The 20,753-nt window shown below is 67.1% G+C and carries 20 protein-coding genes; 14 read left to right on the top strand and 6 right to left on the bottom strand.

What is annotated here, in order from left to right:
• The first annotated feature begins 86 nt into the window (after nt 1-86).
• The 5 genes from QNO08_RS15010 to proC all read left to right on the top strand — a co-directional run bounded on the left by QNO08_RS15010 (nt 87) and on the right by proC (nt 7,567).
• Nucleotides 87-1,808 (top strand): DUF7059 domain-containing protein, encoded by a 1,722-nt coding sequence (locus QNO08_RS15010; RefSeq protein WP_229964689.1) that lies wholly within the window; start codon nt 87-89, stop codon nt 1,806-1,808.
• 172 nt (nt 1,809-1,980) lie between these two features.
• The gene (gene topA, locus QNO08_RS15005; protein ID WP_229964690.1) at nt 1,981-4,713 is read left to right on the top strand and encodes a type I DNA topoisomerase; all 2,733 of its coding nucleotides are present in this window, start codon (nt 1,981-1,983) and stop codon (nt 4,711-4,713) included.
• A 91-nt stretch (nt 4,714-4,804) separates the two neighbouring features.
• Nucleotides 4,805-5,842 (top strand): Ppx/GppA family phosphatase, encoded by a 1,038-nt coding sequence (locus tag QNO08_RS15000; RefSeq protein ID WP_229964691.1) that lies wholly within the window; start codon nt 4,805-4,807, stop codon nt 5,840-5,842.
• Entirely contained in the window at nt 5,839-6,669 is an 831-nt protein-coding gene (locus tag QNO08_RS14995; protein WP_229964692.1) for a sugar phosphate isomerase/epimerase family protein, read from the top strand. The genes QNO08_RS15000 and QNO08_RS14995 overlap by 4 nt, the downstream gene beginning before the upstream one ends.
• A 43-nt stretch (nt 6,670-6,712) precedes the next feature.
• Nucleotides 6,713-7,567, top strand: coding sequence for a pyrroline-5-carboxylate reductase (gene proC / locus QNO08_RS14990; protein WP_229964693.1), 855 nt, complete (start codon nt 6,713-6,715; stop codon nt 7,565-7,567).
• A gap of 152 nt (nt 7,568-7,719) precedes the next feature.
• On the opposite strand, the gene QNO08_RS14985 is transcribed toward proC, so the two are convergent.
• Both QNO08_RS14985 and QNO08_RS14980 read right to left on the bottom strand, forming a co-directional pair.
• Nucleotides 7,720-8,388 (bottom strand): potassium channel family protein, encoded by a 669-nt coding sequence (locus QNO08_RS14985; protein ID WP_229964694.1) that lies wholly within the window; start codon nt 8,386-8,388, stop codon nt 7,720-7,722.
• The gene (locus tag QNO08_RS14980; RefSeq protein ID WP_229964695.1) at nt 8,381-9,790 is read right to left on the bottom strand and encodes a TrkH family potassium uptake protein; all 1,410 of its coding nucleotides are present in this window, start codon (nt 9,788-9,790) and stop codon (nt 8,381-8,383) included. Before QNO08_RS14980 ends, QNO08_RS14985 begins: the two co-directional genes overlap by 8 nt.
• A 141-nt stretch (nt 9,791-9,931) precedes the next feature.
• Here QNO08_RS14980 and QNO08_RS14975 point away from each other — a divergent pair, with 141 nt between their 5' ends.
• The 5 genes from QNO08_RS14975 (at nt 9,932) to QNO08_RS14955 (ending at nt 13,919) form a co-directional block, all read left to right on the top strand.
• Entirely contained in the window at nt 9,932-11,140 is a 1,209-nt protein-coding gene (locus QNO08_RS14975) for an acetoin utilization protein AcuC (RefSeq protein ID WP_442860460.1), read from the top strand.
• An 84-nt stretch (nt 11,141-11,224) separates the two neighbouring features.
• Nucleotides 11,225-11,839 carry an ArsR/SmtB family transcription factor gene (locus QNO08_RS14970; protein WP_229964696.1) on the top strand — a complete coding sequence of 205 codons (615 nt, stop codon included), beginning with the start codon at nt 11,225-11,227 and terminating at the stop codon, nt 11,837-11,839.
• A gap of 86 nt (nt 11,840-11,925) precedes the next feature.
• Complete coding sequence (gene gdhA, locus QNO08_RS14965) at nt 11,926-13,266, top strand: NADP-specific glutamate dehydrogenase (RefSeq protein WP_229964697.1); 1,341 nt, start codon at nt 11,926-11,928, stop codon at nt 13,264-13,266.
• A 194-nt stretch (nt 13,267-13,460) separates the two neighbouring features.
• Complete coding sequence (locus QNO08_RS14960) at nt 13,461-13,673, top strand: helix-turn-helix domain-containing protein (protein ID WP_210227694.1); 213 nt, start codon at nt 13,461-13,463, stop codon at nt 13,671-13,673.
• A 147-nt stretch (nt 13,674-13,820) separates the two neighbouring features.
• Entirely contained in the window at nt 13,821-13,919 is a 99-nt protein-coding gene (locus tag QNO08_RS14955) for a 30S ribosomal protein bS22 (protein WP_003792170.1), read from the top strand.
• An 82-nt stretch (nt 13,920-14,001) separates the two neighbouring features.
• Here QNO08_RS14955 and QNO08_RS14950 read toward each other — a convergent pair whose 3' ends face one another.
• Entirely contained in the window at nt 14,002-14,814 is an 813-nt protein-coding gene (locus QNO08_RS14950; RefSeq protein WP_229964698.1) for an HAD family hydrolase, read from the bottom strand.
• 88 nt (nt 14,815-14,902) lie between these two features.
• Here QNO08_RS14950 and QNO08_RS14945 point away from each other — a divergent pair, with 88 nt between their 5' ends.
• Complete coding sequence (locus QNO08_RS14945) at nt 14,903-15,157, top strand: glutaredoxin family protein (protein ID WP_229964699.1); 255 nt, start codon at nt 14,903-14,905, stop codon at nt 15,155-15,157.
• Between the two features lie 132 nt (nt 15,158-15,289).
• Nucleotides 15,290-16,000, top strand: a complete 711-nt coding sequence (locus tag QNO08_RS14940; RefSeq protein ID WP_229964700.1) for a redox-sensing transcriptional repressor Rex — start codon at nt 15,290-15,292, stop codon at nt 15,998-16,000.
• Between the two features lie 8 nt (nt 16,001-16,008).
• On the opposite strand, the gene QNO08_RS14935 is transcribed toward QNO08_RS14940, so the two are convergent.
• The 3 genes from QNO08_RS14935 to QNO08_RS14925 all read right to left on the bottom strand — a co-directional run bounded on the left by QNO08_RS14935 (nt 16,009) and on the right by QNO08_RS14925 (nt 19,252).
• Nucleotides 16,009-17,190 carry a hypothetical protein gene (locus QNO08_RS14935; protein ID WP_229965069.1) on the bottom strand — a complete coding sequence of 394 codons (1,182 nt, stop codon included), beginning with the start codon at nt 17,188-17,190 and terminating at the stop codon, nt 16,009-16,011.
• 374 nt (nt 17,191-17,564) lie between these two features.
• Nucleotides 17,565-18,404 carry a hypothetical protein gene (locus QNO08_RS14930; protein ID WP_229964701.1) on the bottom strand — a complete coding sequence of 280 codons (840 nt, stop codon included), beginning with the start codon at nt 18,402-18,404 and terminating at the stop codon, nt 17,565-17,567.
• Between the two features lie 305 nt (nt 18,405-18,709).
• Entirely contained in the window at nt 18,710-19,252 is a 543-nt protein-coding gene (locus tag QNO08_RS14925; protein WP_229964702.1) for a YceI family protein, read from the bottom strand.
• Nucleotides 19,253-19,395: 143 nt separating this feature from the next.
• Between QNO08_RS14925 and QNO08_RS14920 the strand changes: the two genes are divergently transcribed.
• Together QNO08_RS14920 and QNO08_RS14915 are read left to right on the top strand one after the other, a co-directional pair.
• Nucleotides 19,396-20,058 (top strand): histidine phosphatase family protein, encoded by a 663-nt coding sequence (locus QNO08_RS14920; protein WP_229964703.1) that lies wholly within the window; start codon nt 19,396-19,398, stop codon nt 20,056-20,058.
• A 93-nt stretch (nt 20,059-20,151) separates the two neighbouring features.
• Entirely contained in the window at nt 20,152-20,751 is a 600-nt protein-coding gene (locus QNO08_RS14915) for a TlpA family protein disulfide reductase (protein ID WP_229965045.1), read from the top strand.
• The last annotated feature ends 2 nt before the right edge of the window (nt 20,752-20,753 follow it).

The following is a 20,753-nucleotide window of genomic DNA, read 5'->3' as shown; positions in this document are numbered from 1 at the left end:
GGCCGCCGGAAGAGGGCCGCCGGGAGAGGGGCACCGCAGGGGAGCACCGGCACCGGGGCTGCCGCGGCCGGCCATAAACTGGAGCGGTGACTGATTTCGCCGGTGTTCCCGATGCGCCCCAGAGTTTCAACCTTCCGCTGCTCGAGGCTCTCGCCTCGGACCTGGCGGAGGCCCGCTACACAGTTGACGGGGTGGCGGACTTCCTGGGGGAGTCCGCCGCCGCCGCGCTCGGCCGTGACCAGCTGGTGCCGGCGGTCCTTCGCTGCCGGGAAGAGGCGCAACGACAGGATCCGGCGCCGGTGCACGCGATGATCCTGCTCTGGCTGGCCGGAGAGGACCTGGGCCGGGCGCTGCTGGACCGCGCTTTTCCCCGGACCCGGACCGAGGGGCTGCTGGCGCTGGGACTGCTGGAGCCCTCGCCGGCCGACGACGGCGGGGCCTTCCGCGCCGCCGTCGACCTGCGGCCGTACGGCATCAGCGACGCTGGCCCCGCCGACTCCGCGGACGCTGACACGACCGCCGAGCCCGACACTGATGCACCGGACGCCGGACCCGTCGCCGACGGCGGCAACCTTTGGGTGGCCAGTGACCTCGGCGCCCACCAGCGCCCGGGCGTGCTGCGCCACGACCACGTGCTGGGCATCGGGCAGGCTTCGCTCAGCCTGGCCCAGCTGACCGTCCGCCGGCCCGTGGACCGGGCGCTGGACCTGGGCACCGGCTGCGGCATCCAAGCGTTCCACCTGCTCCGACATGCCCGCCACGTCACGGCAACGGACATTTCGCCGCGCGCGCTCGCCTTCACCCGCTTCAACCTGCTGCTGAACGCCCGTGCCCTGGAGGTGGATCCGCAGCAGCTCCACGACCGGGTTTCCCTGCGGCTGGGCAGCCTGCTGGAACCGGTGGCCGGAGAGCGGTTTGACCTGGTGGTGTCCAACCCGCCGTTCGTCATCACCCCGCGGGGCGCCGGGGAGGATCCGGAGGGCCGCTTCACCTACCGTGACGGCGGCCTGGCCGGCGACGAAATCGTGGCAACGCTGGTGCGGACCCTGCACCGGGTGCTCGTTCCGGGCGGCACGGCGCAGATGCTGGGCAACTGGGAGATCCGGGCGAGTGATTTTGCCGACATCCCGGCAATCGAAACCGGCGCCGCCGGACCCGCTCCGTGGTCAGCTCGCATCGAGGCGTGGCTGCCGCCGGACACCGATGCCTGGGTAATCCAGCGCGAGGTGCTGGAACCGGCCGAATACGCCGAGATGTGGCTGCGGGACGCCGCCGAGAACCGGGACCGCAGCGAGTACCTGGCGTCCTATGCCGCGTATCTGGCGGATTTCGCCTCCCGGGAAGTGGCCGCCGTCGGCTTCGGCTCCCTCTTCCTGCGCCGCCGGGCCGACCCGGCCTCCGCGCCGCTGCGCCGGTTCGAGGAGATTACCCACGCCCTCGAACAGCCCGTGGGGCCGCACCTGGGCGCCGCCGTCGCGCGGTTTGACTGGCTGGCCGCGCACCCCTCGCTGGCAAATGAACACCTGGAAGTGGCCGACGACGTGACGGAGGAGCGCCACGCCCGTCCCGGCGCGGAGCACCCGGGAGTGATCCTGCTGCGCCAGGGTGCGGGCCTGCGCCGGACCAACCTGATGAGCACCGAGCTGACCGGGTTCGTTTCCGCCTGCGACGGCGAACTGTCGACGGGGCAGATCATCGGTGCCCTCGCGGCGCTGCTGGGGCGTCCGGACCCGGACTTTGCCCGCGGCCTGGAAGCCGAGGTCCGCAACCTGGTGCTGGACGGATTCTTGGTTCCCGCGGCTCCCTGACACCCGCCGGCCCGGCCGCGGTGTTTTGGGAGGCAAGTCAGCAACTCCCATTCAATGCAGTTACCCTAGGTCTGGGGCATCCCGCATACTGTCTGAGGATGAACCGGGCCAGGCATCAGAGCTCGGGCGCGGCCCCTTACCCTTTGAACCACCTTTGTTACGTAGGAGAACAGTGCCAGTTAAGGCGAGCGACAAGAAGACCGGCAAGAAGTTAGTCATTGTCGAGTCTCCCGCCAAGGGCAAGACCATTGCCGGCTATTTGGGCGAGGGCTTCGAGGTGACGGCCTCCATGGGCCACATCCGCGACCTCCCGCAGCCGTCGGACTTGCCGGCCGAGCTGAAGAAGACCGGCGTCGGCAAGTTCGCCGTCGACCTGGACAACGACTTCGAGCCGTATTACGTGGTCTCCGCCGACAAGAAGAAGAAGGTCGCCGAGCTCAAGGCCGCCCTCAAGGACGCCGACGAGCTCTACCTCGCAACTGACGGTGACCGCGAAGGCGAAGCCATTGCCTGGCACCTGCTGCAGGTGCTCAAGCCCAAGGTTCCGGTGCACCGCCTGACCTTCCCCGAAATCACCAAGGAAGCCATTCAGCGCGCCCTGCTGGAGATGCGCGACGTCGATGTCGCCATGGTTGACGCGCAGGAAACCCGCCGCATCCTGGACCGCCTGTACGGGTACGAGATTTCTCCGGTGCTCTGGCGCAAGGTGGCCCGCGGCCTGTCCGCCGGCCGCGTGCAGTCCGTGGCCACCCGTTTGGTGGTGGAGCGCGAACGCGAGCGCATGGCGTTCCGTCCCGCCTCCTACTGGGACCTGCTGGGCACCTTCGCCACCGATGCCGCCGAGTCCTTCAAGGCCAAGCTGGTCTCCGTGGACGGCGCACGCGTTGCCACCGGCAAGGACTTCAGCGACCTCGGCCAGCTCAAGGCCAAGTCCGTGGCCCACCTGGACGAAGCGGCAGCCACCTCGCTGGCCGCCAACCTGGCGTCGGCGTCGTTCTCCGTCCGCTCCGTGGACACCAAGCCGTACACCCGCCGTCCGGCCGCACCGTTCACCACCTCCACCCTGCAGCAGGAGGCCGGCCGCAAGCTGCGCTACTCCTCCAAGGTGACCATGCAGGTGGCGCAGCGGCTGTACGAAAACGGTTACATCACCTACATGCGTACCGATTCCCCGGCGCTGTCGGACCAGGCCATCAACGCCGCCCGCCGGCAGGCCTCTGAACTCTACGGCCCGGAATACGTGCCCGAGGCCCGCCGCGTCTACAAGGGCAAGTCCAAGAACGCGCAGGAAGCCCATGAGGCCATCCGCCCCGCCGGTGACTCGTTCCGCACCCCGGCGCAGGTCGCCTCCTCGCTGCGCGGCGACGAGTTCAAGCTCTACGAACTGATCTGGAAGCGCACCGTCGCCTCGCAGATGGCCGACGCCAAGGGCTCGACGGCGTCCGTCCGCCTGGGCGCCGTTGCTTCCGACGGCCGGGACGCCGAGTTCTCGGCCTCCGGCACCGTCATCACGTTCCGCGGCTTCATGGCCGCCTACGAGGAGGGCCGCGACGCCGCCCGCGACGACGACGCCGAAGGCACCGAGGGTGCCCGCCTGCCGGTTTTGAAGGCCGACGACGCGCTCACCGCAGCGGACCTCAACGCCGTCGGGCACGAGACCTCCCCGCCGCCGCGCTACACGGAAGCGTCGCTGGTGAAGGTGCTCGAAGAGCTCGGCATCGGCCGCCCGTCCACCTACGCCGCAACCATCTCCACCATCATGGACCGCGGCTATGTCACCAACCGCGGCCAGGCCCTGGTGCCCAGCTGGATCGCATTCTCCGTGGTGCGGCTGCTGGAGGAGCACTTCACCAACTACGTGGACTACGACTTCACGGCCGAACTCGAAGAGGACCTGGACCGCATTGCCCGCGGCGAGGCCGGCCGCGTGGAGTGGCTGAACCAGTTCTACTACGGTGACCGCGTGGACACCGGGCTGCACACGATCGTGAACGACCTGGGCGAAATCGACGCCAAGGCGATCAACTCGATCGAGATCGCGCCGGGCATCACCCTGCGCGTGGGCAAGTTCGGCCCGTACCTGGAACGCCCGCTGCCCGCCGACGCCCCGGAAGGCACCGAGCCCGAGCGCGCCAACGTTCCCGAGGACCTGGCCCCCGATGAGCTGACCGCCGAAAAGGCGATCGAGCTGATGGAAACCGCCGGACCGGAGGAACGCGTGCTCGGCGAGGATCCGGAAACCGGGCGCACCATCGTGGCCCGCAACGGCCGCTACGGCCCGTACGTCATCGAGCTGATCCCCGAGGTCACCGCCGAGGAGCTGGCGAACCAGCCGGTGGAGTACTACAAGAACGGCAAGCCCAAGCCGCCGAAGAAGCCGGTCAAGGCCAAGCCGCGCACCGGCTCGCTGTTCAAAACCATGAGCGTGGAAACCGTCACGCTCGAGGAAGCGCTGAAGCTGATGAAGCTCCCGCGCGTCCTGGGCACCGACGCCGAGGGCAACGAGATCACCGTGCAGAACGGCCGCTTCGGCCCGTACCTGAAGAAGGGCACTGACTCCCGTTCCATCGGTTCCGAAGAGGAAATCTTCACCATCACGCTGGAACAGGCGCTGGAAATCTACGCCCAGCCCAAGCAGCGCGGCGGCCGGCAGGCAGCGGCTCCGCTGGCGGAGTTCGGCACGGATCCGGTGTCGGAGAAGCCCATTGTGGTCAAGGACGGCCGCTTCGGTCCGTACATCACCGACGGCATCACCAACATCACGGTGCCCCGGTCCACGGCCATTGAAGAGCTGACCCGCGAGCAGGCCATCGAGCTGCTGGCGGAGAAGCGCGAAAAGGGTCCGGCCAAGAAGCCGGCCGCCCGCAAGCCGGCGGCCCGCAAGCGCGCACCGGCCAAGAAGTAGGCCGCTGACGGGATCCGGCCGCCGTTCCCATGTTTGCCGAAGGGCAGCTGCCGTGTACGGGAGCTGCCCTTCGGCGCGGGATAATGGTGTCATGCGCTTAGGAGTCCTCGACATCGGGTCCAACACCGTCCACCTGCTGCTGGTGGACGCGCATCCGGGTGCCCGGCCGGTGCCGTTTGCCTCCCACAAGCGGCCGCTGTCGCTGATCGCCTACCTCGACGACGACGGCGCCATCACCGAAGCGGGGCAGCGCGAGTTGATCGGCTTCGTGGCGGAAGCCGGGGAGTTTGCCCGCCGCCACCGCGCCCAGGACCTGCTCTCCTTCTGCACCTCGGCGATCCGGGAAGCACCCAACGGTGCGGCCGTGCTCGCCCGGGTGGAGGCCGAAACCACTGTCCGGCTGAAGGAACTGAGCGGCGCCGACGAGGCGTCGCTGACCTTCCTGGCCGTCCGCCGCTGGTACGGCTGGGGCGCCGGCACCCTGCTGGACCTGGACATCGGCGGGGGATCCTTCGAAATGGCGCAGGGCGCCGACGAACTTCCCGAGACCGCGCTGTCCCTGCCGCTGGGTGCCGGACGGCTGACCCGCGACTGGCTTCCGGGCGATCCGCCCACGGCCAAGAGCATCAAGAAGCTGCGCAAGCACATCCGGGCAGCGGTGCAGGAAGCCGCGGCGGAGTTTGCTGCCTGCGGCCGTCCGAACCTCGCCGTCGGCACGTCCAAGACCTTCCGCTCGCTGGCCCGCATCACCGGTGCCGCCCCGTCCGCTGCCGGGCCCTACGTGCGCCGCCAGCTGCAGCGCACCGACCTCGGACTGTGGACCAAGCGCCTGGAAACCATGAGCATCAGCGACCGCAGCAACCTCGACGGCGTGTCCCCGATCCGCGCGTCGCAGGTGCTCGCCGGTGCCATGACGGCCCACGCGGCCATGGAAGCCTTCGATCTTCCGGTGCTCGAGATCTGCCCCTGGGCGCTGCGCGAGGGGCTGATCCTGCAGCGCTTCGACACCCTGCGCTTCGAATCAGACGGCCCGCTGCCGGACAGCCCCCTGCCGGACAGCCGCCTCCCGGAACGGGTGCCGGAGATGGCGCCCCTGACAGCCACTTCTACGGAAAGTCCAGCTGAATGACCACGTCACCAGAGATTTCCCTGACGGAAGAGGACACCGCCCCGTTCATCCCGGTGGCCCTGTCCAGCGCCTCCGTCTATCCGCTGAGCGTGCACGACACCTTCGCCGTCGCCCACGACCTGGGCTACGACGGCGTGGAGATCATGGTTACCGGCAGCAACGACAGCCAAAACCCGCAGATCCTGAGCGCACTCAGCGAGCGCTACTCACAGCCCATCATGGCCATTCACGCGCCCACCCTGCTGCTGACCCAGCAGGTCTGGGGCAAGGCCTGGACCAAGATTGAGCTGTCCGCCGCGATGGCCGCCGAGGTGGGGGCCAAGACAGTGGTGGCGCATCCGCCGTTCCGCTGGCAGTCCGGCTACGCGGAGAACTTCGCCGAGGGCGTGCGGCACATCGCCGAGCAGTACGGCGTAACCATTGCCGTGGAGAACATGTACCCGTGGCGGGTCCGCGGCCGCGAAGCCAAGGCCTACCTGCCGCACTGGAATCCGGTGACGGAACCCTACGAGCATGTCACCTGGGACTTCTCCCATGCCGCGATCGCCGGGATGGATTCCTATGAGGAACTGCGCAAGCTCGGCTCCCGCCTGCGTCACGTGCACCTGACCGACGGCACGCCCAACGGGCGCGACGAGCACATGCTGCCCGGTGAAGGCACCCAGCGCTGCGCCGAAGCCCTGCAGTACCTGAGCGAAACGGGGTACACCGGCGTGGTGGCCATTGAAGTGAGTACCCGCAAGGTCAAGGGCGCCGGCGAGCGGGAGGACCAGCTAAAGCAGACCCTGGACTTCGCCCGCATGAACCTGGGCCAGATCTCGGAGTAGCCCGATACGGAGCCCCGCGGGGTGCCGTGACAGAATCGGGGGCATGGATACCGGACATACCCACCTGACCTTTTTGGGCTGCGGCTCAATGAACGAAGCCATTCTTGGCGGAATCCTCGCCGGCGGGATGCCGCCCGCACAGGTGAGCGCCACCGTGCGGCGCCCCGAACGGGCAGCCGAACTGCGCGGACGCTACGCCGGCCTCACCGTGCTGGCCAGCAACGATGACCCGGAAGCCAACCGCACCGCGGCAGCGGGCGCCGACGTCGTCGTCGTCGGCGTGAAGCCGGTGGGCGTCGCGGCGCTCTTGGCGGAAATCGCCCCAGCCCTGCGTCCGGGCACCGTGGTGATCAGCGTGGCCGCGGCTGTCTCCCTGGAGCTGTTGGAAGCGGGGCTTCCCGCCGGCCAGCCCGTCATCCGCTCCATGCCCAACACGCCGTCCCGGCTGGGCCGCGGCGTCGTGTCCATCTCCGCCGGCACCAACGCCACCGAGGCCACCATGGCGCTGGCCGCCGAGCTCTTGTCCGCCACCGGCCGTGTGGTCCAGGTGCCGGAAGAGCAGGTCGACGCCGTGTCCGCCGTGAGCGGCTCCGGTCCGGCCTACGCCTTTTACCTGGCCGAAGCCATGGCCCGCGCCGGCGTGGAGCTGGGCCTGGATCCCGAGCTCTCGGCGGTCCTCGCCCGCGACACCGTCGCCGGTGCCGGCTACATGCTCGCCGAGCCGGGCGCCGATGCCGGTGTGCTGCGCCGCGCCGTGACCAGCCCCAACGGCACCACCGAGGCCGCCATCCGCAGCTTCGACGAGCAGGGACTGCCCGATGTCGTGGCCCGCGGGGCCCGTGCCGCCGCCGAGCGGGCAGCGGAGATCACCGCGGAGCTCTCGGCCGCGCAGAAGTAGCGGCGTCGGCCGGGTCCGCGTGGAAGCCGCCATAGCTGCGCTTTCGGTGCGCCGCGATGGCGCCGCCCAGCGTGGAAGTCGCCATAGCTGCGCTCTCGGTGCGGGAACGTCCGCAGGATGGAAAGAACCCCGCGGGACGGACGCGCAGAAAGCTAGGGGCGGGCGGCGAACCGCTCGAGCAGGTCCACGTGTCCGGAGACAATCAGCATGTCGCGGGACGACACCCTGGTGTCTGCCCGCGCGTAGGTGAAGTCCTCACCGGGTGACTTCACGCCCACCACGGTGACCCCGTACTTGGAGCGCACGTTGGACTCGCCCAGCGTGAAGCCCTGGGTTTCCCGGGGCGGATACATCTTCACGATGGCGAAGTCGTCGTCGAACTCGATGAAGTCCAGCATGCGGCCGCCGACCAGGTGCGCCGCGCGCCGGCCGGCGTCGGCCTCCGGATAAATCACGTGGTTGGCGCCGATCCGGGTCAGGATCTTGCCGTGCGCGGAAGTGATCGCCTTGACCCAGAGGTGCTCGATGCCCAGATCCACCAGGTTCACGGTGATCAGCACACTGGATTCGATGGAGGTGCCGACGCCGACGACGGCGGAGGAAAAGTCCTGCGCGCCCAGCTGCTTGAGGGCATCGATGTTGGTGGCGTCGGCCTGCACCACGTGGGTCAGGAGGCTTGACGCCTTCTGGACCAGGCTCGGATCGCGCTCGATGGCGAGGACTTCGCGGCCCTGCTTAACCAGCTGTTCAGCGGTGGCGGAGCCAAAGCGTCCCAATCCGATGACGAGGACGGGAGCGTTGTGAGCTGGTCTGTCAGCCAATGATTGGCCTTTCTTCGGGGTAGTGGTACAGCGTGTTGCGCTGCCGGGTTGCCAGGGCCGCGGCCAGGGTAATGGTACCCACGCGGCCGGCGAACATGAGGGCGGCGAGCAGGTATTTGCCGGCCGGCGGCAACGCTTCGCTCAGTCCCGTGCTCAGCCCAACCGTGGCAAAGGCGGAAATCACCTCGAACAGGACCGGCTCCAGCGTCTCAGCGGTGATGGCCAGCAGCGCCACCGTGGCCACGGCCACCAGGGTGGCGCCGAGGACGACCACCGAGATGGCCACCCGCATTGCGCTGTACGCAATGGTCCTGCCGAAGGCCCGCACATCGGAGTCACCGCGGGCTTCGGCCACGATCGCCAGGAAGATGACGGCCAGGGTGGTGACCTTGATGCCGCCGGCGGTGGAGGCAGAGCCGCCGCCGGCGAACATGAGCATGTCGGTGATGACCAGCGTGCTGGAATCCAGGTCGGACATGTCCACCAGGTTGAAGCCGCCGGACCGGGTCATCACGGAGGCGAACACCGAATGCAGGATCCGGTCCGCCACGTTCATGTCGCCGATGGTGGCGGTGTTGAACCATTCGAAGGCGCCCCAAAGGACGCTGCCGCCGACCAGCAGAATGGTAGTGACAAGCAGTGTGAGCTTGGTGTGCAGATTCCATTGCTTGACGTGGAATTTGCTCTGCAGCAGGACCATGATCACCGGGAAGCCGAGGCTGCCCAGGAAAACCCCCGCCATCAGCGGCCCGAGGATCCACAGATCTTCGTCGTACGGCACCAGCCCGTCCGAGTGCGGGGTGAAGCCGGCGTTGTTGAACGCGGAGATTGAATAGAACACGGCATGCCAGATTGCCTGGCCGGGGGACTCTCCCAGAATCATGAACCGGGGGGCCATGATCAAGGCCAGCACCAGCTCGATCGCCACGGTGGTGGTGACCACGATGCGCAGCAGCGAACCGACTTCCCCCAGGCGGCCGGTGTTCATGCCTTCCTGGGCAATCAGCTTTCCGCGCACGCCCAGCCGCCGGTTCACGGCCAGGGCCAGCAGCGATGCCATGGTCAGGATGCCCAGCCCGCCCACCTGGATGGCGATCAGGATCAGCACCTGCCCGAAGCCGGACCAGTGCGTGGCGGTGGACACCACGGTCAGCCCGGTGACGCAGACAGCCGACACTGCGGTGAAGAGGGCGTCGTGCAGGGGAGTGACGTCACCGCTGCTCGACGAGGCAGGCAGCGACAGCAGGGCGGTGAACAGCAGGATCACCAGGGCGAAGACAATCAGGGCCAGCCGGGCGGGGGAACTGGCAGCCAGGGCATCCACGAAGTCGCGCAGCGCGGAGAACGCCCGCAAGGGGTTTAGCTGCCGCAGCTGCAGCCGGGGCTGCCGGATGGGTGCCATATTCGTGCTTGTTTCCTTGGTTCCAGATGGGGTGCGGTGCTCCGCGCAGTAGTAAACCACCGATGCGGCTGCCGGCAGCGTCCGGCGGCGTGCCGCGGTGTCAGTCTCCTAGTATTGCGCACATCGCGTAGCCTGTTCAGCATGATCAACCGCGGACTCAGTCTTCCGGTCATGCCGACCCGCATCATCTGGCACGAGGCCATGCTGGACTACAACTTTGGGCTTGGCCATCCCATGAGTCCGCTGCGCCTGGACCTCACCGCCAGGCTGGCAAGGGACCTGGGGATCTTTGACCTGCCGGGCGTGTCCCTGGGCGAGCCGTTCGTGGCCAGTGACCAGGAGCTCGGGACGGTGCACGGCAGCGAGTACATTGCCGGGGTCCGCAGCGTCAGCGCGGATCCGGGGTCCACCAATGAAAAGTATGGGCTCGGCACCGAGGACAATCCGGCTTTCGCCGGCATGCATGACGCCAGTGCGCGGCTCGTGGGCGGTTCGCTGGCCGCGGCCGACGCCGTCCTCTCCGGCGATGTGCTGCACGCCGTGAACTTCGGCGGCGGCATGCATCACGCGGCCGCCGAGCACGCCTCTGGTTTCTGCATCTACAACGACGCCGCGGCCGCCGTCGCCCGGCTGCTCGCCGGCGGTGCCAACAAGGTCCTCTACATCGACGTCGACGCCCACCACGGCGACGGCACCCAGAGCATCTTCTGGAACGACCCCCGGGTCATGACGATTTCCCTGCATGAAAGCGGGCTGACGCTCTTCCCGGGCACCGGCTTCGCCAATGAGACCGGCGGCCCCGGCGCGGAAGGAACGGCAGTCAACGTTGCGCTGCCGGCCAGGACGGGCGACAGCGGTTGGCTGCGGGCCTTCCATGCAGTGGTTCCGCAACTGGCTGAGGCTTTTGCCCCGGACGTGATCGTGAGTCAGCATGGCTGCGACAGCCACACCGATGATCCGCTGACCAACCTCCGGCTCAGCGTGGACACCCAGCGGCAGGCGGCCCTGACGATCGCCGACCTTGCATCCACCCTCTGCGGCGGACGGTGGATCGCCACGGGCGGCGGGGGATACAACGTGGTTTCCGTGGTGCCGCGGTCCTGGAGCCTGCTGATGTCAGTGGCGGCCAACGGCCGCATCCGGTGCAACACCCCGGTCCCCGAACCGTGGCGGGAGTACGTCAAGGAGCGGTACGGGGAGGATTCCCCGCCGCTGATGGGCGACGGGATTGAGCTGTGGTGGCGGTCCTGGGAAGTCGGCTACGACCCCAACGACGAGATCGACCGCACGGTGATGGCCACCCGCAAGGAAGTCTTTCCGCTGCATGGCCTTGATCCCTGGTTCGACTAGGCAAACCGGTCCGCGGCGGCGCAGCTGCGGACCGGCCCGGCAGCGAAACCGGCCTTTGGCCGGGGAACGGATAAAGTGGGTGTCATGGTCATCGATGATGTTTTTGCCGTCATTGCGGAAGGCACCCGCCGTGAGCTGCTGGGGGCGCTGCGCAGCGGAGATAAATCCGTGGGCGCCCTCGTGGAAGAGCTGGAAGTCAGCCAGCCCACCGTCTCGAAGCACCTGAAGGTCCTCCGGGAGGCCGGCCTGGTCAGCATGCGGGCCGAAGGACAGAAACGCTACTACTCGCTGCAGACCGCTCCGCTAGATGAGATCGTGCTGTGGCTCCGGGCCTTCGACCTTCCGTCGCTCCAAGCGGCAAAGACTCCCGACACACGGCTCGCTTCAGTGGCCGCAGTGGCCACCGCGACGGGGATCAGTCCCGCCGGGAACAACTCGGGGACGGCCCGCACCGGACGGCAGCTGTTTGCCGGCCGGCCGTCGTCGGCTGACTCCCGCATGGCCGAGTCCCGCACAGCTGATCCCCGCACGGCAGCGGCGGCCGCGGCAGCCGCACTGGAATCCGGAAGCGCCGAAGCGCAGCCGGTCGGCGGGGATCCGGTCGCCGCGCAGCATCTGGGACGCACCGTGGGCAGGGCGGCCGAACGCGCCGCCGATCTGCTGGGGCAGTTCCCGAAGTTCCGACGTCGTCGCTCCTAGGGCGTCTTCCCCCGTCACACGTCGCAGGCCCGGCACCGGACCGCTAGCGTAGTACGTGGGAAATACTCGAAGGAGCAATAACAACCATGGACTCAACACTCATCAGCGTGCGCGACGACGTTTTCCGGCGCAATCCCGGTGAAACCGAATTCCATCAGGCAGTCGTCGAAGTTTTCGACACTCTGGAACCGGTGCTCCGCAAGCATCCTGAGTTCGGGGAAGCCGCCATTCTGCAGCGCATCTGCGAACCGGAGCGCCAGATCATCTTCCGGGTGCCCTGGGTGGATGACCACGGCCAGGTGCAGATTAACCGCGGCTTCCGCGTCGAGTTCAACTCGGCCCTCGGCCCCTACAAGGGCGGCCTGCGGTTCCATCCCTCCGTGTACCTGGGGATCGTCAAGTTCCTCGGCTTTGAGCAGATCTTCAAGAACGCGCTGACCGGCATGCCGATCGGCGGCGGCAAGGGCGGATCCGACTTCGACCCGCGCGGCAAGTCCGACGCCGAAGTGATGCGTTTCTGCCAGTCCTTCATGACCGAGCTCTACCGCCACATCGGTGAATACACCGACGTCCCGGCCGGCGACATCGGCGTGGGCGGCCGCGAGATCGGCTATCTGTTCGGCCAGTACAAGCGGATCACCAACCGCTACGAATCCGGCGTGCTGACCGGCAAGGGCGTCAGCTGGGGCGGTTCCCTCGTTCGTCCCGAGGCCACCGGTTACGGCGTTGTGCTCTTTGTGGAGGAAATGCTCAAGACCCGGAACCTGAGCCTGGAGGGGCAGCGGGTCATCGTCTCCGGCTCGGGCAACGTGGCGATCAATGCGATCGCCAAGGCCCAGTCGCTCGGCGCCAATGTGGTGGCCTGCTCGGACTCGCAGGGCTACGTGGTGGACGAGACGGGCATCGATGTTGCGCTGCTGCGGGAGGTCAAGGAGGTCGAGCGCGGACGCATGACCGACTACGCCAAGCGCCGCGGCAGCTCAGCGACCTACGTGCCCGGCGGCTCCATCTGGGACGCCGGCGCGGCGGTGGCGCTTCCGTGCGCCACCCAGAACGAGCTCGACGACGGCGACGCCCGCTCCCTGATCAAGTCCGGGGTTGTCGCGGTTGCCGAAGGGGCCAACATGCCCTGCACGCCGAAGGCCATTGAAGCCTTCCAGGAAGCCAATGTGCTCTTCGGGCCCGGGAAGGCTGCGAACGCGGGCGGAGTGGCTACTTCGGCGCTGGAAATGCAGCAGAATGCCAGCCGCGATTCGTGGAGCTTTGAACACACCGAGCGCCGGCTGACGGAAATCATGGTCAACATCCATGACAACTGCGCCCGAACGGCCGAGGAATACGGTTCTCCCGGCAACTACGTGGTGGGGGCGAACATCAACGGCTTCGTGCGGGTGGCCGACGCCATGCTCGCCCAAGGCGTAATCTAACCCGCCGCACCCCGGCGGAAGCGGTCGGTCGACGGCTGAAGATGGCGGGTGAACTTCCACTATGGTGACCTCAGACACTAGAGTGGAAGACCGGACGGTTAAACCCAGTGGCAGTCCCCAGCAGGCACCCGCGTCTTCGGATTGACGCTGCATTGCAGCCGGTTGTTGCACATCAGCAAAGGAACTCAAGGCAAATGGCAGACGAGGGCAATTTCTCGGACGTACGGTTTCTGACCGTGTCAGAGGTCGCGGATGTCATGCGTGTGTCCAAGATGACCGTGTACCGGCTGGTGCATTCGGGCGAGCTGCCCGCTGTCCGTTTCGGGCGCTCCTACCGCGTGCCCGAATCAGCGGTCCAGCAGGTGCTGAAAAACGCCGTGATTGACCGTCGCTCGGACACTGCGTAGCGCTGTCACTGGATACCGCGGCGAGGCGGTACCCTGTTAAAGAACGTTTTACATCGTGGCAACTATCTGCCGGTGTCGACGCGCGGGTGCCAACGGTGCCGAAGCGTTGGAGCCGGCGTCTGACTATTTCAAGTTTGTGAGGACTCTGTGGGTTCAGTAATCAAGAAGCGCCGCAAGCGTATGGCCAAGAAGAAGCATCGTAAGCTGCTTCGCAAGACCCGCCACCAGCGTCGCAACAAGAAGTAACCAGGATCTTTCCTGGACAAACCCGCCGTGCACTTCGGAGCCGGCGGGTTTGTTGTTTAAACGCGCGGGCGCCTTCCCGGCGCTAGCGGGACCTGACCCAGGAGAAGCCCCGCCACAGCCCGTAGGCGCCCCCGGCCACGGTGGCGCTCTTCAAGCCCAGGGTGGCGGCCCGGCGTCCCGAGCGGAAGTCATAGATGGGCCAATTGCGGTCCCGCGCATGCCGGCGCAGCCGGGAGTCCGGGTTGATGGCCACCGGGTGCCCGACAATGCTGAGCAGGGGCACGTCGTTGTAGGAATCGCTGTAGGCCCAGCAGCGGCCCAGGTCGAGGCCTTCTTTTTCCGCCAGGACCTTGACGCCTTCGGCCTTGGCCGGGCCGTGCAGGAATTCGCCCACCAAACGGCCCGTGTAAAGCCCGTCGTCGATTTCGCTCACAGTTCCCAGGGCGCCCGTCAGGTGCAGCCGGTCCGCGATCACTGAAGCCACCTCAACGGGCGTGCCGGTGACCAGCCAGACGGGACGGCCGGATTTCATGTGCTGCTCGGTCAGCGCCCGGGTTCCCGGCCAGATCTTGGATTCGATCATCTCGTCGTAGACTTCTTCGCCGAGGACCCTGATATCTGCCGCGGCGAGGCCCGTGGCCAAAGTCAGGGCGGCGTCGCGCACCGAGTGCACGTCCTTGAGGTTCTCGCCCTGCAGCATGAACCGTGCCTGCTTGCGGGCGAAGCCAAACGCCTCCCGAAGCGTGAAAACCTTGCGCTGGTACATCTTGCGGCCCACATGGAACAGGCTGGCTCCCCGCATCAGGGTGTTGTCCACATCAAAGAACGCAGCCTCGCCAGGTTTGACCGCCGCTGCTGGAGGCTCGGCGGCTCGTACTGCGGTGGTTCGGGGCATACCCCTGAGTCTACGCATTAAGTCGCCGGGGTCACGGTCGCCCGTTCGGCGGAACGCAGGTACTGGACCGGGCGGCTATTTTAGAAGTATGACCTCCTCGGACACGTCCCCAGATCTCCTCCTGCTCACCCGGCCGGGCTGCCACCTGTGCGAAGCGGCCCGTGCGGTTCTGGAACGGATTCGTGCTGACCTCGCCATCAGCTGGCGCGAACAGTCCATTGAAGGCGATGCGGAACTGACGTCCCGGTTTGGGGAGGAGATACCGGTGCTCCTGATCGACGGGGTCCAGCGTGATTTCTGGCAGCTTGATGAGGCTCGGATCCGCCGGCTCCTGGGAGCCTAGGATCCGGGGCTTTGTCCCGCCCTGCCTCGGGCTTAGAGTGGGAAAACCGGGTAGACCTGGCGTACCGGGCAGCATCAGGTGCGGCACAGGCTCGCGCCCGCCGCGGGAGTACCCAACAAATGATAGGGACATGTGAGCATCTCCGAGGAACCAGGCCGACCGGCCGGTGCAGTTACCGCCCGGCATATTCCGCCTGCGTCGCTGGCCCGCCTGACGATCTACCTGCGGGCGCTGAGCAGCATGCTGGGCGAGGGCATTGAGCGGGTCTCATCGGATGAGCTGGCGGAAGCGGCGGGGGTTAATTCCCCCAAGCTCCGCAAGGACCTTTCCTATCTGGGTTCCTACGGCACCCGCGGCGTGGGCTATGACGTGTCCTACCTCAGCGAGCAGATTGCGGCCGCCCTGGGCCTGACCCGGAACTGGCGGGTGGCGATCGTCGGTGCCGGAAACCTGGGCAGGGCCCTTGCCGGGTATCCGGGATTCGGGTCGCGCGGATTTGAGGTGGTTGCCCTGTTCGACGCCGACCAGCTGGTGATCGGACAGGAAGTCGGCTGGCTGCGCGTCAGTTCCGTCGACGTCATGGAAAGCGTCCTGGACCGTGCCAAGGCCAACATGGCCGTCCTGTCCGTCCCCGCCGACGTGGCCCAGAACCTCTGCGACCGGCTGGTCGCGTGCGGCATCACCAGTATTCTGAGCTTCGCGCCAGTGGTGCTGCAGGTTCCGGACCACGTTCAGGTGCGCAAGGTGGACATGGCCACCGAATTGCAGATTTTGGCCTATCACGCACAGCGGGCCCAAGTCTCGGACATCGCCTCCGAAGCCCGGTCCCGGCTGGCCACCTAGCCTCGCGGTCAGCGCATACTCAAGTACCGGCTGCGCCGGGGTCGAAAGTACCTGTTGCATTCGTCCAGATAGAGCAGCGAGAGTCCCGCGATTGCCACCAGCACGGCAAACACCTGCAACACGGCCGCGGCCTGCATGGTCGCTACCAGTGCCATGGGAGCCAAGACCGAGGCGCCGATGCGCGCCCAGTTCCGGCCCTCCCGTATCAGGACGGCGACCAGCAGATAGAGACCGAAGACCACCAGGGCGGTGGCGAGTGTGACCGTCTGGATGGTGGTTACATATTCTGCGGCGTCGACGCCGAATATCTCGAGCAGGCCGGCATAGGCCGGAGGTTCCGTGACCGGGGCGCGGCTCGCCGCTATGCCTCCGCCGAGACTGATGATGCCGGCCATCACGATGGCGGCAAAAGACAGTCCCACTGCCCGCGGACGTCGGCCCTTCCACTCCCGGTAGGGAATCCGTGCCGGCACCGCCGGCCGTGGAGTGGCTGCGGGCGGTGCGGGCACTGAAACGCCGCCCGCCGTGCGGCCAAACGGGATTCGGCCGGACAGGGGGAGTGCAGCCGCCTCTTCGCCGGGAGGCATCTGCGGGGTTTCAGGTGCTGTGATGGGTGGTGCGTCCGGTGGTGTCCCGGAGCGTGTGGCCGGGTCCGTTTCCGGTTCCGCCGTCAGGGTCGCCACCGCCGTTCGGGGCTCCGGGCCCAGGCCCGGGTCCGACGGCGTTGTCTCGAGGGCCGGCTCTGCCGTCAGGGTCGGCACCGCCGTGGCCGTCGCCGGTTCATCAGCCGTCAGGGGGGTCGTTTCTGGCTCTCGGTCCACCGTCAGGGTTGGCACCGCCGTCTCGGGCTCCGGGTCCGGTTCCGGTTCCGGTTCCGAGACCAGGGTTGGCACCGCCGTCTCGGGCTCCGGTTTCGGGTCCGCCGTCAGGGTTGTTGCCACCGCCGTCCCGGGGTCCGGGTCCGGGTCCGCCGGAGTTTCCTCGATCATCGGTTCGGCTATCAGGATCTCGGCCGTCGTTTCGATCGCCGGTTCTGCCTCCGCCGTTTCAGCTTCCGGTTCCGCCGTCAGGGTTGCCACCGCCGGTTCTGCCTCCGCCGTTTCAGCTTCCGGTTCCGCCGTCAGGGTTGCCACCGCCCTTTCAGCCTCCGCCGATTCTGCCCCTTCCGGTTCCGCTGTCAGGGTCGTCACCGGTTCCACCCTTGGCGGGATCACGGCCACTGTCGGCCAAGTGGTTGCGCGCCGCCGCCGACGGAGGGACCGAATACGGGAGCCGAGGGCTCCGCGGGCCTTTTTGCCGAGCACCTGCACACGGCGCCGCAGTGGATTTGGGGAAGCGTGAAGTGGACTCATCCTCGGTGCCGCCTTCGGGAAAAGGGATACGCTCCGCGCCGGGTTTGAGCTGCCATCCCAGCGGGTGATCAAACGCTACAGCGCTTCCCCTGCGGTGTGACCAGAAGAGGACGGTTGAAGCCTGCGCAGGTGACAAAAAGGGCCGGCCCGTTTTCCGGACCGACCCTTTCGCCGTTGAACCGTGCCGTTGATCGGCAGCTGAGGCGTACCGCTTAGTAGGGACCGAACCGCGGCCGCGACTGGAAGTACGGCTGCGCCTGCGGGCGGTAGAGCATGACGATCCCGGCGATGCCGGCAAGCGAACCGAGCAACGAGATCAGCTCGATGGGGGAGGAGAACGCCAGACCGGTCACCAGGGAGAGCAGCACGCCGACGACGGACAACGCGGCAAAGACCGTTCCGATGATCCGCGCCCAGTTCTTGCCGCTGCGGATCAGGAAAGCGATCAGGACGTAGATGCCCAGGACGATCAGGGACATGACGATCCCGGTGGTGGCGGCAAAACTCCGCACCGTCTCTTCCGTCATGCCGGCGTCTTCAAACATCTGCCGGTCCTCGGGGGACACCGTGCTGAAAATATCTGCCGCCGAGATGGAAAGCGATGAGGCGATCATGTAGATGAGGGTCAGGATCCCGGCGGCCAGGATCAGCCAGAATCCGGTCATGACCTCGCGGGGCGGTGCCCCTTTGCTGCCCGGGGCCTGCCCGGGGCCCGGATACCCATACCCGGAGGGCTGCGCCGACTGATAGCCGTACGGGCTCTGCGGCTGCCCGTAGGGGTTCTGTCCATACGGCTGCTGTCCGTAAGGCTGCCCGGAGGACGGAGTCTGCTGCCCGGCGGCATTCGGCATCCCCGGCTGCCCGTACGGGGTGTAGGGCTGGTCGTTCTGGCCGGGCTGGTTCTGGCCGTACTGTCCCTGGCCGTGCCCCGGCTGCCCCGGCTGGGGAGTCTGGGGGAGCCGCTGGCCGTACTTCGGCTCGTCGGCGGCAGTGTTGGAATCTCGGGGACGGTTCGGGTCTCGGGGGTCCGGACTATTCGGAGGTGTGCTCATTGCCGCCTACTTGCTAGTTGGTGCAGACGCTGCTTCGGTCGGATGTGAGGGTCCTTCCGTTCCAGCGGTGTCTGGGTCCTGGGTGTCGGGTGCGGTCAGGCACCGCGAGATTCCGGTCGGCCGAAGCCCCGGATCTCGGCCGGGAACCACAACCGGATTTCTCCAGCCTATCGCGGCGTGCGCCGTCCGTCGCCGGGGCTCGGCCGATCGCGGACACGCGGTTTGGGGAAACGGCAAAGGACACCCCGGCCGGTGGCCGGAATGTCCTTTGAGGTGGCCTGTTCAGGCCGTGCGCGGAGGCAGGCTCAGGCTGCCGCCACAAACGCCGCGTCGACGCTGATGGTCACCTTGTCGCCGACCAGGACGCCGCCGGTTTCCAGTGCGGCATTCCAGGTCAGGCCAAAGTCCTTGCGGCTGATGACGGTGGTGCCGGAGAATCCGGCGCGGGTGGCGCCGAAGGGGTCCACAGCCACGCCGTTGAACTCCGTGTCCAGGATGACCGGAAGGGTGGTGCCCTTGATCGTCAGGTCCCCGGCAACCTTGTAGGTTTCACCGGAGCCTTCGACGCCGGTGACGGCGAACGTCAGTTCGGGGAACTGCTCGACGTCGAAGAAGTCGGCGCCCTTGACGTGGGCATCGCGGTTGGCGTCATTCGAGTTGAACGACGCGGCGTCGATGACGGCGTTGATGGTCGACTCTTCGATGGAGGAACCGATTTCCATCACGGCCGTGACCTTGTCAAAGCTTCCGCGCACCTTGCTGATGCCGGCGTGACGGACGGTGAAACCGATCTCGCTGTGCGAGGCATCGAGGTTCCACGTACCGGTGGTGAGCCCGTTGGGGGTCATGCTGTTCTCCTGTTGCTGGTGGGTGCCGGGGCGGAACCCCGGTGCATGTTCATGCATTTGCATCTACTGTTGCACGGATTCGTTCAAGCTTCAAGTATTTAGCAGATTTAGTTCAGCGCGCTCTCTCTGCGAAACTTAACGACATGTCCCGAGCCTCGATCCACCTTGTCCGCCATGGAGAAGTTTTCAATCCGGACGGAGTCCTCTACGGGCGCCTGCCCGAGTTCCACCTGTCCGACCTGGGGGAGCAGATGGCCCGCCGGGTGGCCGGCCACTTTGAAAGCCGGAAGAACGACGGCGCGAAGCTGGTGCATCTGGTCGCGTCACCGCTGACCCGGGCCCAGGAGACGGCGGCGCCGATCGCGGCCGCCCTCGGGCTGGAAATCACCACCGACGAGCGCATCTTGGAAGCGACCAACCGCTTCGAAGGCCTTTCCGGCGTCACCAGCCGGCTGCGGAACCCGCGGTACTGGCCTCTGATGTACAACCCCTTCAAGCCGTCCTGGGGTGAACCGTACGCAGTCCAGGTGGAACGCGTGATGACCGCCGTCAATGATGCCCGGATGCAGGCCGCTGTACTGGGCGGGGACGGAGCCGAGGCCGTGCTGGTCAGCCACCAGCTGCCCATCTGGGTCACGCGGCTTGCCGCCGAGGGTCGCAAGCTCTGGCACGATCCCCGCCAGCGCCAGTGCACGCTGACCTCGGTCACTACGCTGGAGTTCGACGGCGACAAGCTGATCGGGGTCCGGTATGCGGAGCCCTCCGCCGACCTTCTGCCCGGTGCTGCGAATATTCCGGGCGCATAATAGACTTACTACGCGTTGTAGAAGTGGCCGCCCCGCCGCGATGAAAGCTGGAAATAGTTGAAAAACCCTCAGAGCACTCCCCAGCCGGATGCCATGCGCCGCCGCTCCTTCCTGAAGCTCGGCGCCGGCCTGGCTCTTGGCGTGCCCTTGGTGACAGCAGCAGCGGGCTGCGCCGTCGAGGATCCGCTGGCTGCCCAGGCCAAGGCCGGCGACAACAAGAACTACATCGCCGGGGACGGATCGGTCACCGAGTATGCCGCAGACCAGCGCGGTGAAGCGGTGCGGCTTGAGGGCACCCTCTTTGACGGCACCGCCGTCTCATCCGCCGAATTCGCCGGCGACGTGGTGGTTCTGAACTTCTGGTATGCGGCCTGCGCCCCGTGCCGGAAGGAAGCTCCGGACCTGGTGGAACTGCACGGAATGTTCGAGCCCGAGGGGGCACGCTTCTACGGCGTGAACATCCGCGACGAGCGCAGCACGGCTGAAGCCTTTGAACGCTCCTTCGGCATTCCCTATCCCAGCTTCCAGGACAAGGACGGCGGAATCCTGCTGGCCATGACGCAGTTCGTGCCGCCGTCGGCCGTTCCCACCACCCTGGTGCTGGACCGCGAAGGCCGCGTTGCCGCCCGCATCCTCGGGCTGGCGGACAAGAGCACCCTGAAGGCCCTGATCTCCGACGCGCTGGCAGCCTAGCC

Origin of the sequence: Arthrobacter sp. zg-Y820 (assembly GCF_030142155.1) — a bacterium.
Taxonomy (GTDB): domain Bacteria; phylum Actinomycetota; class Actinomycetes; order Actinomycetales; family Micrococcaceae; genus Arthrobacter_B.
This window is presented reverse-complemented; position numbering and strand designations above follow the sequence as displayed.

What these genes read in the sequence shown, in the direction of transcription:
- QNO08_RS15000 (WP_229964691.1), top strand. Translation starts at nt 4,805, where the DNA reads ATGCGCTTAGGAGTCCTCGACATCGGGTCCAACACCGTCCACCTGCTG.
- QNO08_RS14995 (WP_229964692.1), top strand. Translation starts at nt 5,839, where the DNA reads ATGACCACGTCACCAGAGATTTCCCTGACGGAAGAGGACACCGCCCCG.
- proC (WP_229964693.1), top strand. Translation starts at nt 6,713, where the DNA reads ATGGATACCGGACATACCCACCTGACCTTTTTGGGCTGCGGCTCAATG.
- QNO08_RS14980 (WP_229964695.1), bottom strand. Translation starts at nt 9,790, where the DNA reads ATGGCACCCATCCGGCAGCCCCGGCTGCAGCTGCGGCAGCTAAACCCC.
- QNO08_RS14975 (WP_442860460.1), top strand. Translation starts at nt 9,932, where the DNA reads ATGATCAACCGCGGACTCAGTCTTCCGGTCATGCCGACCCGCATCATC.
- QNO08_RS14970 (WP_229964696.1), top strand. Translation starts at nt 11,225, where the DNA reads ATGGTCATCGATGATGTTTTTGCCGTCATTGCGGAAGGCACCCGCCGT.
- gdhA (WP_229964697.1), top strand. Translation starts at nt 11,926, where the DNA reads ATGGACTCAACACTCATCAGCGTGCGCGACGACGTTTTCCGGCGCAAT.
- QNO08_RS14960 (WP_210227694.1), top strand. Translation starts at nt 13,461, where the DNA reads ATGGCAGACGAGGGCAATTTCTCGGACGTACGGTTTCTGACCGTGTCA.
- QNO08_RS14950 (WP_229964698.1), bottom strand. Translation starts at nt 14,814, where the DNA reads ATGCCCCGAACCACCGCAGTACGAGCCGCCGAGCCTCCAGCAGCGGCG.
- QNO08_RS14945 (WP_229964699.1), top strand. Translation starts at nt 14,903, where the DNA reads ATGACCTCCTCGGACACGTCCCCAGATCTCCTCCTGCTCACCCGGCCG.
- QNO08_RS14930 (WP_229964701.1), bottom strand. Translation starts at nt 18,404, where the DNA reads ATGAGCACACCTCCGAATAGTCCGGACCCCCGAGACCCGAACCGTCCC.
- QNO08_RS14925 (WP_229964702.1), bottom strand. Translation starts at nt 19,252, where the DNA reads ATGACCCCCAACGGGCTCACCACCGGTACGTGGAACCTCGATGCCTCG.
- QNO08_RS14920 (WP_229964703.1), top strand. Translation starts at nt 19,396, where the DNA reads ATGTCCCGAGCCTCGATCCACCTTGTCCGCCATGGAGAAGTTTTCAAT.
- QNO08_RS14915 (WP_229965045.1), top strand. Translation starts at nt 20,152, where the DNA reads ATGCGCCGCCGCTCCTTCCTGAAGCTCGGCGCCGGCCTGGCTCTTGGC.